This window comes from Magnetococcales bacterium, assembly GCA_015228935.1.
Classification (GTDB): Bacteria; Pseudomonadota; Magnetococcia; order Magnetococcales; family DC0425bin3; genus HA3dbin3.
The window spans coordinates 20865-30812 of the sequence record JADGCO010000050.1; the positions used below are offsets into that span (position 1 = coordinate 20865).

7 protein-coding genes are annotated in these 9948 nt (G+C 57.4%); 5 read left to right on the forward strand and 2 right to left on the reverse strand.

Annotation, left to right across the window (positions count from 1 at the left end; all coding sequences use genetic code 11):
* Window positions 1-284: 284 nt before the first annotated feature.
* Together HQL65_12580 and HQL65_12585 are read left to right on the forward strand one after the other, a co-directional pair.
* The gene (locus tag HQL65_12580) at window positions 285-2414 is read left to right on the forward strand and encodes a tetratricopeptide repeat protein (GenBank protein MBF0137068.1); all 2130 of its coding nucleotides are present in this window, start codon (window positions 285-287) and stop codon (window positions 2412-2414) included.
* Complete coding sequence (locus HQL65_12585; protein MBF0137069.1) at window positions 2411-2803, forward strand: RNA-binding protein; 393 nt, start codon at window positions 2411-2413, stop codon at window positions 2801-2803. The genes HQL65_12580 and HQL65_12585 overlap by 4 nt, the downstream gene beginning before the upstream one ends.
* A 13-nt stretch (window positions 2804-2816) precedes the next feature.
* On the opposite strand, the gene HQL65_12590 is transcribed toward HQL65_12585, so the two are convergent.
* A complete protein-coding gene (locus tag HQL65_12590; GenBank protein MBF0137070.1) occupies window positions 2817-4049 on the reverse strand; it encodes a hypothetical protein in 1233 nt (410 codons plus the stop codon).
* Between the two features lie 111 nt (window positions 4050-4160).
* Between HQL65_12590 and HQL65_12595 the strand changes: the two genes are divergently transcribed.
* From HQL65_12595 to HQL65_12605, 3 genes are all read left to right on the forward strand, one after another.
* Window positions 4161-5363: an FAD-dependent oxidoreductase gene (locus tag HQL65_12595; GenBank protein MBF0137071.1), complete on the forward strand. Its 1203-nt coding sequence runs from the start codon at window positions 4161-4163 to the stop codon at window positions 5361-5363.
* 12 nt (window positions 5364-5375) lie between these two features.
* Window positions 5376-6224 (forward strand): hypothetical protein, encoded by an 849-nt coding sequence (locus tag HQL65_12600; GenBank protein MBF0137072.1) that lies wholly within the window; start codon window positions 5376-5378, stop codon window positions 6222-6224.
* A 189-nt stretch (window positions 6225-6413) separates the two neighbouring features.
* Entirely contained in the window at window positions 6414-7259 is an 846-nt protein-coding gene (locus tag HQL65_12605; GenBank protein MBF0137073.1) for a 3'-5' exonuclease, read from the forward strand.
* A gap of 155 nt (window positions 7260-7414) precedes the next feature.
* Here HQL65_12605 and HQL65_12610 read toward each other — a convergent pair whose 3' ends face one another.
* Window positions 7415-9778, reverse strand: a complete 2364-nt coding sequence (locus HQL65_12610) for an RNA-binding transcriptional accessory protein (GenBank protein ID MBF0137074.1) — start codon at window positions 9776-9778, stop codon at window positions 7415-7417.
* Between the last annotated feature and the right edge of the window lie 170 nt (window positions 9779-9948).

The window sequence follows — 9948 nt, forward strand, 5'->3', positions numbered from 1 at the left end:
TGACCCCGATTTTGATCCAGACTTTTAAATTATTGAAACCAGATATGATTCCCATTGCACCCCCCCCCTTGTTTACACCATAACCAATCAATCCATATAAAAGGTCTACTACAGTTTAGCTTTAAAAATTGTTCCATACCAATAAAATAATTAGATTTATAAATTTATAAAAAAAATTAATCAATCTTCAACTGCTTTTGATCACGATTACTGGCCTCGGCACAGGCAGGGCATTAAACTCCCCTTCATCCCCAGGCTGTCCCAACCCCGATTCCCGGATCCGCATGTCCCCAGCCCTGCCTTGCTTTTCAGCCAATCAGGCCGACCGTTCCCGTTTCCTTTATCTGGCTGCTTTTCTGGTGCTTTTGACGGCCATCATACCGTTTTTTCAGGCTCGTGCCTTTGATTTCATTGCCATGGATGATCCTTCCTACGTTTATGAAAATCCTTTCGTGCGGGAGGGGATCACCTGGTCGGGGGTACGTTGGGCCTTGACCTCCACGCATTATGGCTGGCTGCCACTGACCCGTCTCTCTCTCATGTTGGATGTAACCCTGTTCGGCGTCAACCCGGGTGCCATCCATTTGTGCAATCTGTTTTTCCATGCCTGCAATGCCTTGTTGATTTTCTTGTTGTTGCAACGGGCCACGGGCAGCATATGGACCAGCGCCTTGACGGCCATTCTGTTTGCCGTGCATCCCTTGCGGGTGGAGTCTGTGGTCTGGATCAGTGAACGCAAGGATGTTCTTTTTGCCTTTTTTGTTCTGTTGGCCTTGTACTCCTATCAGGAGGCCCGCAATCGACGCGAATGGTACCGTCTTTTTCCCAGCCTCTGTTTGTTTCTGTTGGCTGGCATGGCCAAACCCATGGCCGTCACCCTGCCGATCATGCTCCTGTTGTGGGATTATTGGCCTTTGCAGCGGTTTCCTGGCGAATGGCGGCGCATGCTCCTGGAAAAAATTCCTTTCTTTCTGCTGGCCGGCCTGCTGGCTGGCATCACCGTGGCGATCGCCCACGACCTGGGCACGCTGCCCTCCACGAACCTGTTTCCGTTCCCGGATCGTCTGGCCAATGCGGTCATCTCCTACGGGGTCTATCTGCGCCAGACCTTCTGGCCGACCGACCTGGATTTTTTTTACCTGCATCCGCTGACCCGTTGGCAGGGCGGGCATTTGCTGTTGTCCGGCATGCTCCTGGGTTTGATCACTTTTTACGCCGTGCGTCATCGCCGTCAGGCACCCCATCTCCTGTTTGGCTGGTTGTGGTTTCTGGGCACCCTGTTGCCCGTCATTGGTCTTTTGCAGGGAGGTGCCCTGGTCCGGGCCGATCGTTTTACCTACATGCCCCACCTGGGACTGGGCGTGGCCATCACCTGGGAGATGCGGCGGCTGTTTTGGCAACAGGAAAAAAAATTGGGAATAAAGATTTTATTGGGGCTCCGCCCCAAACCCCGCCAGGAGGAAGGGCACAGCCCTTCCTCCTGGACCTCCATCCCAGTTTTTCATTTGTTTTCCAAAACATGGTTATTTAAAGTGATCTTATTGGTTTTTATCCTTTTATTTATGGCTCTTCTTATCCACCTCACCTGGCTCCAGGCCGGACACTGGCGCAACACCGCAACCCTGACCACTCACAGTCTGGCCATTTCCGGCCCCAATTACATCAATCTGCGCATTCAGGGCTTGGCGTATGCGAATCAAAATGACTGGGAAAAAGCCCTGGATCGGTTGCAACAATCCCTGCAACGTTCACCCCATGATCTGGTCAGTCAGAGAGCCGTTGCCAACGCCCTGATCCATGTGCAGCGATATGCAGAAGCCTTGGATCTGCTGCAAAAAATCATATCCGAGACGCCACCTCACCATAAAAACCACATGTTGGCCGGCGTGGCCCTGCTGCAACTGGACCGCACGGCAGAGGCCCTGCACCATTTTGAACAGGCTTTTCCCCTGCACCCCAACCCCGAACAACTCATGGATCAGGTCGGTGTCAATCTGGCCCGCAAAGGTCAAATCCGGAAGGCAATCGACTATTTTCGGCGCGCCCAGGCTCTCCAGCCCGACTCCTTTGCCTTGAACATGCATCTGGGAATGGCACTGGAGGAGGATCCATCCGCTGCCCTGCCTTTTTTGCAGAGAGCCGGACGTTTGCAACCCAACCACCTGTTGGCGCTCTATCATCTGGGAAAAACCCTCAATCGCCTGAAGGATCACACCCAGGCCGCAGCCATTCTGCAGCAGGCCATGACCCTCCAGCCCCGCGATCCTGATATTCTTTTTGAAATGGCCTATGCCCTTGCCAAGCTGGGAGAGCGGCAGGCAGCCATCGGTCACCTGGAAAATCTTCTGCACATGCAGCCGGAGCATCTCCCTGCCCGACAACTTTTGGAAGTGGTCAGGAAAATCACCCCATGAACAAGCCAACCGATATCCGGGTCCGCATCGACAAATGGTTGTGGGCGGCACGTTTTTTCAAGACCAGGACTCTGGCCGCCGAAGCGGTAACCGGGGGTCTGGTCCATCTGAACGATGCCCGCACCAAGGCCGGGCACGAGATCAAGGTGGGCGACATGCTCACCATTCACAAGGGAGCGGATGAATTTGTTGTTGAAGTGCGGCAGCTTGCGATCCAACGCCGCCCGGCTCCGGAGGCGGTCCGGCTTTACGAGGAACTGCCGGAAAGCCGCCAGGCACGCGAGGCCCGGACCGAACAACGCCGCATGTCCAGTTCCCTGCAACCGATTCCAGGCGGGCGTCCCACCAAGAAAAACCGTCGCAACATGATCCGGACCCTGGCGGATTGAACGGTATATTCGCCTACTGCGCCAGCGGCGTGGCACGCAGGATGGCTTTCTGATCGGCGGTCAGGACGGTCTGGTCGATGGTGGTGGAAGCAAGCCAGAACATCAGGTTGGCTCCATCGAAATTGCGGCATTCGTTGGGCGTCAGGGATCCGTCGTTGTTCGTATCCTGGGTCACCGTGCATTCCGGGGTATCGGCCAAAGGATCATGGGTCAGACCATCGGATTCCGTGGTGTGATAAAGCCCCAGAAAATGTCCGGCCTCATGGATGGCCGTATCGCCCATGATGGACGTGTTGACCTGTCCCCCGATCTCATGGGCACTGATGTTGATGAGGACGCCATTGTGGCTGCCGGCAATACCCAGTGAACCGGGAATACCCGCCGCCATGCCCAGGGTGCTGCCGCCGGTGCCCCGCAAATCTTCCACAAAGAAAAGATTGACGACATTGGATGCACCATTGCTCACCATGGCCTTGGTGGTGGAGTTGGTGAAATCCGCACTCACCGTGGCATACTGACTGCCGGAAATACGGGCAACGGAGTTGACACTGACGTTGATGGAATTTTTGGCCGCCACGGTGACGAAGCGGGACATGGCCGCTTCAACGACCGTGGGATTGTATTGGGTACCGGTCATGTAAGGCTGAACGGTCCATTTGGTCGCAGCCGGCGGCGTACCGGAACGGACAGATGATTTCACCGTGAAGCTGGTCAGGTTGCTGCTCCGGCTCTGTAGACGATAACGCCAGGTTCCGGAAGTGGCCGCCAATTGGGGTTTGTAGGGAAGCATCACGTTGCAGTAGGTCTCCCCGGGTGGACAGCCACTGAGTGTTACATCGACCGGGGTTCCCTGCGGATTGGTCATGGAGTTGAAGGTCAGTCGCGATCCTACATCCGTGCCAGTCAGGTGTATGACGAAGGAGACCACATCCGCCGGCATGGAAAAGGTGGTCTCCTCGCTGACCAGAAACCCACCCTGAGAAATGAACCGATACGTGCTTTGATCGCCCAGAGTGGTGACCGACAGCGTGGTCCCGGAAGCCGTTCCCGCAGCCGCAGGTGCCGCACTGGTCGTGCTGCCGCTGGTCGTGCTGCCACTGGCCGTACTGCTTGCTGCGGATCCGGTGCTGCCTCCACCGTTGCCGTCTCCACCTCCGCTACAGGCAGCAACGACCAGGGCAATCCAGAGGGCTGGAAGGATGGCAGACAACTTTTTATAATCAAATATTTGGTATGTATTATGCATATATCCAAACGCCGATTGAGTTGAATTCTGGCACGGTCCCTGCGGTAGAATGGTTTTGCCACATGTATCCCACCGATAACAAGGTCGAAAAATCGACAGATGGATTTTGGCATGGGTGAAAAACCGGATTATCTGATCGTCGGAGGCGGGGTCATCGGCTTGAACATGGCCCTGGAAGCCAAACGACGCCATCCGGAACGCCGGGTGGTGGTGCTGGAGAAGGAGCGTGACTGTGGCCTCCATGCCAGTGGCCGCAACAGCGGTGTCCTGCATGCCGGTTTCTACTATACGGCCGATTCGCTGAAAGCCCGCTTTTGTCGGGAAGGCAATGACCTGATGACCCGTTATTGTCAGGAACGGGGCCTGCGCATCAACCCGTGCGGCAAATTGGTGGTGGCCCGGCAAGAGGCGGATTTGCCGGTCATGGCCGAGCTGCTGCGGCGCGGGGCAGCCAATGGCGTCGAACTGGAAAGCTGGTCTGCCAAACGGGCACAGGTTCTGGAGCCACGGGTACGAACGCTCGACAAGGCCATCTATTCGCCCACCACGGCCTCGGTGGATCCCAAAGAGGTGATGCGGGCATTGGCCGAAGATGCCGTTGCCCTGGGCGTCGAAATCCGAACGGATACTGCGTTGCTCAAGTGGAGAGATGGTGTCGCGCAGACCACACGGGGTGACATCGGGGCCGGATATTTGATCAATGCCGCCGGTCTCTATGCCGATCGGATTGCCCACGGGTGCGAGTTTGGTTTGCAGACCGCCATTCTGCCGTTCAAGGGACTGTATCTGTACAGTGATGAACCGGTTGGGGCCTTTCGGACCCATATTTATCCGGTTCCGGACCTGGCCAATCCCTTTCTGGGAGTCCACTACACCCTGACGGTGGATGGACGGGCCAAGGTTGGTCCCACGGCTGTCCCGGCCTTCTGGCGGGAACACTATGCCGGGTTGTCCGGGTTTCGCCGGGACGAGTTCCTGGAAATCATCCAGCGGGAGATTGGGTTGTTTTTGCGCAATGATTTTGGCTTTCGCAATCTTGCCTGGCGGGAGATGCAGAAATATCGCCGCCGGGAAATGGTCCGCCAGGCCGGTGCCCTGGCCACGGGTGTCGAAGATCGGCACTATCGACGCTGGGGACCACCAGGCGTGCGGGCGCAGCTTGTCGATCTGTTCCATCGCCGTCTGGAAACCGATTTTCGCTATGAAGGGGATCGACAGTCGTTTCATGTCTTGAACGCGGTGTCGCCAGGATTTACCTGTGCCATGCCGTTTGGACGTTATCTGTTTGATCGGATCGATGCCTTGTTGGGCTGAAGGAATGGAATCATGACCATGCACAAGCGGCTGGGATTCATCTTGGGGAGTGTGTTGTTGCTGACGGGATTGCAGAGCGCGGCATCCGTGCATCGCAAGGGGTGCGAGGATCCCCTGGAAGGGGTGCGGGTCTGCTGGGAAGCCACCGGGGAAGCCGGCAGCGGGGTGGCTCCCTTTCCGGAAGTCCATCTCATGGCTCTGGCCCAGGATCGCGCCGGGGAAAAGGAGATCCTGACCCAGCAAACCCGCCGGGTGTTCGAACAGTTGCTGCCGGGAAACCTGGCGGAACGCTTGATCCTGGAGTGGGATTCGGCCCTCTATCTGGATCAGGTCTTGCAGCAGATTCAACAGAAAGATTGGCCGGTGGTGTTGTGGATCGCCCCGCGCACCCTGCGCAATTCCAGTGCCGCCACCCCGGGCGTGGTGGATTGGGATGTCCATTTGATCGAGGGTAAAAAAGGGAAATTGATTCGCACCATGCGGGTGCGGGTGGAGTCGCATCCCAAAATCAAGAAAGCCTCCCGGGAAAATGGTTTGACCATGGGGGGGGCGCTCCTGCTGACCGGCAAGCTCATCTCCAATCCGCTCGAATCCGGGGTGGCCGTGGCCACGGCCATGGACCTGGCCCGGGAATCCCCTCCCGAAGCCGGACAATCCCTGGAATTGATGATGCAGTTGGCGGCCCGGCAGGTCATGTTCCTGTTCCAATATCCCATGGAAGAGTTGTTGCCTCCGCCGGAAAAGAAGACCCTGTTGCAGACCCTCAATCCGTTTGACGAGAGCCGACCGGCAGCGGGTTTACCACCGGCAGCCGGTGTGGTCCCAGAGCCAAAAGGGTGGAATGAACGTTTGTTCAAATAAAAAAAATGGAAGAGGTGTCTATTCAGAACCCTTGCAAAAAAAGGGTTTGATATAAAAGACTTTGTTGGGGCTTCGCCCCAAACCCCGCCAGGGGGAAGGGCGCAGCCCTTCCCCCTGGACCCCCATCCCAGTTTTTCAAACGTTTAGAATGGGGAGGCTGGGTGATTACAGGGAGAAAAGGAAACAGGTATGTTCAAGAAAATCAACGATCCGGTGTGGGCGTTCGATGCTGAATGGGTTCCCGATCCGCATGCCGGGCGTCTGCTGTATGGTGTGGCGGAGAGTGCCACGGATCGGGAAGTGATGCAGGAGATGTGGAAACAGGGAGGGGCCACCCCGGAAGATCCGACCCCTTACCTGAAAACAGTCCTGTGTCGGGTGGTTTCCATTGCCATGGTGATCCGCAAGGAACAGCGGGGCAATGTGGGATTGTGGTTGCACTCCCTGCCCCAGGAGCCAGCCGGAGCGGGCAAGGAGACCAGGGAACGCGAAATTGTGGAAAAATTTTTGCACTCCCTGGGCAAAAACAAGCCCATGCTGGTGGGGTACAACTCCCTGGCCGCCGATCTGCGCATCCTGGTGCAACGCGGCATGATCCTGGGTGTCCAGGCCAAAGAGTTTTGTCACCGTCCCAACAAACCCTGGGAAGGGGTCGATTATCTGGCCAAGGGGAGCGACTGGAATGTGGACTTGAAAGATGTCGTCACCCCGGGTTGGGGACATGGCAGCCCCTCCCTGCATGAAATCGCCACCTTGTGCGGCATTCCCGGCAAAATGGAAATCTCCGGCGAGCAGGTGCCGGAGTTGTGGTTGAACGGGCAACTGGAGCGCATCGTGGCCTACAATGAATTCGATGCCCTGACGACCTATTTATTGTGGTTGCGTGCCCTGTTTTTTTCCGGCCACCTCGATGCGGCCCGTTATGAAGCCGAACAGGCCCTCGTGCGAACCCTCCTGGAAAAAGAGACGGCCAACCGGCCTCATCTTGCCGACTATCAGCGCGAGTGGGATCGGTTGCGGCAGGCTCATGGTTGAAAAATCAATTGTCTTGCCGAATTTTTCCCATGTGGTCGCAACTGATCCATGGGTATCGTGGAATGTTTCACGGCCCGACATGTTCATTGATGATTCCTTGGCATGCCTTGGTTTTGTTGGGGCAGATCCGGGATTTTACTGAAGGAATGCGCAAGTCATCGTTTTTGTTTTTTGGCTTGCGCCATGGCTTGGGCCTGGGCCAAGGCCATGGCCAGGGCACCCTGACCTTTTTCTTCTTGTTTGACTTCCGGTTTGCGGGGGGGGGGAGATTTGCCTTCCGGTCTGCGGGGCAGGGTGGTGCCCGGGGAGGTACTTGCAGGGGAAGTTCTGGTGGGTTGCGGTGTTTTATCGTCGAGAATCATGCTGAGGGCGATGCGGCGGCGTGGTATGTCCACCTCCTGAACACGCACCTTGATCACATCCCCGGCTTTGACGATGGCATGCGGATCTTTGACAAAGCTGCGGGCCATGGCGGATATGTGGACCAGACCATCCTGATGCACGCCGACATCGACGAAGGCACCAAAATTGGTCACATTGGTGACCGTCCCTTCCAAAAGCATGCCGGGTTGCAGATCGGTCAGACTCTCCACGCCCTCACGAAATGTGGCGGTACGAAACTCCGGGCGGGGGTCACGGCCCGGTTTTTCCAGTTCGCCCAGAATATCGCGCACCGTCGGTTCACCAAAACGACCATGCACAAATATCTTGGGATCGAGGGTTTGCAACACCTGATGGTTACCAATCAACTGGGGCAGGGCCAGGCCGGTTTTTTTCAGGATTTGTGCCACGACCGGGTAGGATTCGGGGTGGACGGCGGAGTTGTCCAGGGGGGTATCGCCATTGTGGATGCGCAAAAATCCGGCGGCCTGCTCGAACGCCTTGGGTCCGAAGCGGGGAACTTCCTGCAATTCCATGCGGTTGCGAAATGGTCCGGCGGCGTTGCGCCGGGTGACAATGTTGCGGGCCAGGGTCCGGTTCAGGCCCGAGACCCGTTCCAGCAGGGGAATCGACGCAGTATTCACATCCACGCCGACCGCATTGACGGCATCTTCCACCACACCATTCAGGGAGGTTGCCAGTTGGCGGGGATCCACATCGTGTTGATACTGACCCACACCAATGGCTTTGGGATCGATCTTGACAAGTTCGGCCAGGGGATCCTGCAAACGGCGGGCGATGGAGACCGCTCCCCGCAGGGTCACGTCCAACTCCGGCAACTCCTGGGAGGCGTACTCCGAGGCGGAATAGACCGAGGCCCCGGCCTCGCTGACCACCACGCCGGTCAGGGCCAGTTCCGGATGGGATTTTTGCAACTCCGTCACCAAACGGGTTGTTTCCCGTGATGCGGTGCCATTGCCGGTCCCAATCAATCGCACCTGATGCCGTCGGGATAATTCTGCCAATTGTTTCAGGGACTCCTGCCAGCGATTGTGGGGTGGATGGGGATGAATGGTCGTGGTAGCCACCACCTTGCCGGTGCCATCCACCACGGCCACCTTGACGCCGGTACGCAGGCCGGGATCCAGACCCAGAACCGGGACACTGCCCGCCGGGGCGGCCAGCAACAAATCGCGCAGATTGCGGGCAAATACCTGAATGGCTTCGGCGTGGGCCATGTCGGTCAGGCGTTGCACAAGGCTGGTATCGATATGGGGGCGGAGCTTTTTGCGCCAGCTTTGGCGCACGGTTTCCGCCAGCCAGGCATCGGCGGGTCGTTTTTGTTGCTGGATCCGGAAATGGCGGGCCACAATTTCTTCACAATGACCATAGGTTGCACCGGTTCGTTGGGCATCCTGTTCCAGTTCGAGGCTCAGACGCAACATGCCTTCTGCCACGCCCCGCAGGACTGCCAGGATGCGATGTGGCGGAATGGTCGTCAAGCGTTCCGAGTAGGCAAAATAGTCAGAAAATTTGGCCCCTTCGGTCTCTTTTCCCTTGGCGACCCGGGAGACCAGCTCTCCCTCGTTCCAGACGGTTTCCCGCAAGCGCCCGACCAGATCGGGATCTTCTCCCAGGTGGTCGATCAGAATATGTTGTGCCCCATCGAGTGCCGCTGCCGGATCGGCGACCCCCAATTCGGGGTTGACATAGGGGATCGCAGCGGTTTCCGGATCGGTTTCCGGATGGTGCAGGAGCTGCATGGCCAGGGGTTCCAGACCGGCCTCCCGGGCCACGCCGGCCTTGGTGCGGCGTTTGGGGCGAAAGGGAAGATAGAGGTCTTCCATGCGGGTTTGGGTATCGGCAGCCAGAATGGCCTGTTTCAGCTCGGGGGTCAGCTTGTCCATTTCCAGCAGGCTTTTCAGAATGGCTTCCCGTCGCTGGTCCATGTCGCGCAGGTATTCCAATCGTTCCTGAATCTGCCGCAGGTGGGTATCGGTCAGGCCGGCGGTGACTTCTTTGCGATAACGGGCAATGAACGGTACCGTGCTGCCTGCATCCAGCAGTTCAATGGCTGCTGTGACCTGGGATTCGGCGACGCCGACCGTTTCTGCAATCCGCTGGGCAATCGTTTTCATGGGGCATCCTGCCGCTGGAGGTTGTTCAAAAAAGAAAAAAAACAAACTGAAAAAAAAGAGGGGGTCTGGGGGATTCATCCCCCAGTGGGGTCTGGGGCGAAGCCCCAGTGGGGTTTGGGGCGAAGCCCCAGTGGGGTTTGGGGCGAAGCCCCAGTGGGGTTTGGGGCGAA

What these genes read in the sequence shown, in the direction of transcription:
- HQL65_12580 (MBF0137068.1), top strand. Translation starts at nt 285, where the DNA reads ATGTCCCCAGCCCTGCCTTGCTTTTCAGCCAATCAGGCCGACCGTTCC.
- HQL65_12585 (MBF0137069.1), top strand. Translation starts at nt 2,411, where the DNA reads ATGAACAAGCCAACCGATATCCGGGTCCGCATCGACAAATGGTTGTGG.
- HQL65_12590 (MBF0137070.1), bottom strand. Translation starts at nt 4,049, where the DNA reads ATGCATAATACATACCAAATATTTGATTATAAAAAGTTGTCTGCCATC.
- HQL65_12595 (MBF0137071.1), top strand. Translation starts at nt 4,161, where the DNA reads ATGGGTGAAAAACCGGATTATCTGATCGTCGGAGGCGGGGTCATCGGC.
- HQL65_12600 (MBF0137072.1), top strand. Translation starts at nt 5,376, where the DNA reads ATGACCATGCACAAGCGGCTGGGATTCATCTTGGGGAGTGTGTTGTTG.
- HQL65_12605 (MBF0137073.1), top strand. Translation starts at nt 6,414, where the DNA reads ATGTTCAAGAAAATCAACGATCCGGTGTGGGCGTTCGATGCTGAATGG.
- HQL65_12610 (MBF0137074.1), bottom strand. Translation starts at nt 9,778, where the DNA reads ATGAAAACGATTGCCCAGCGGATTGCAGAAACGGTCGGCGTCGCCGAA.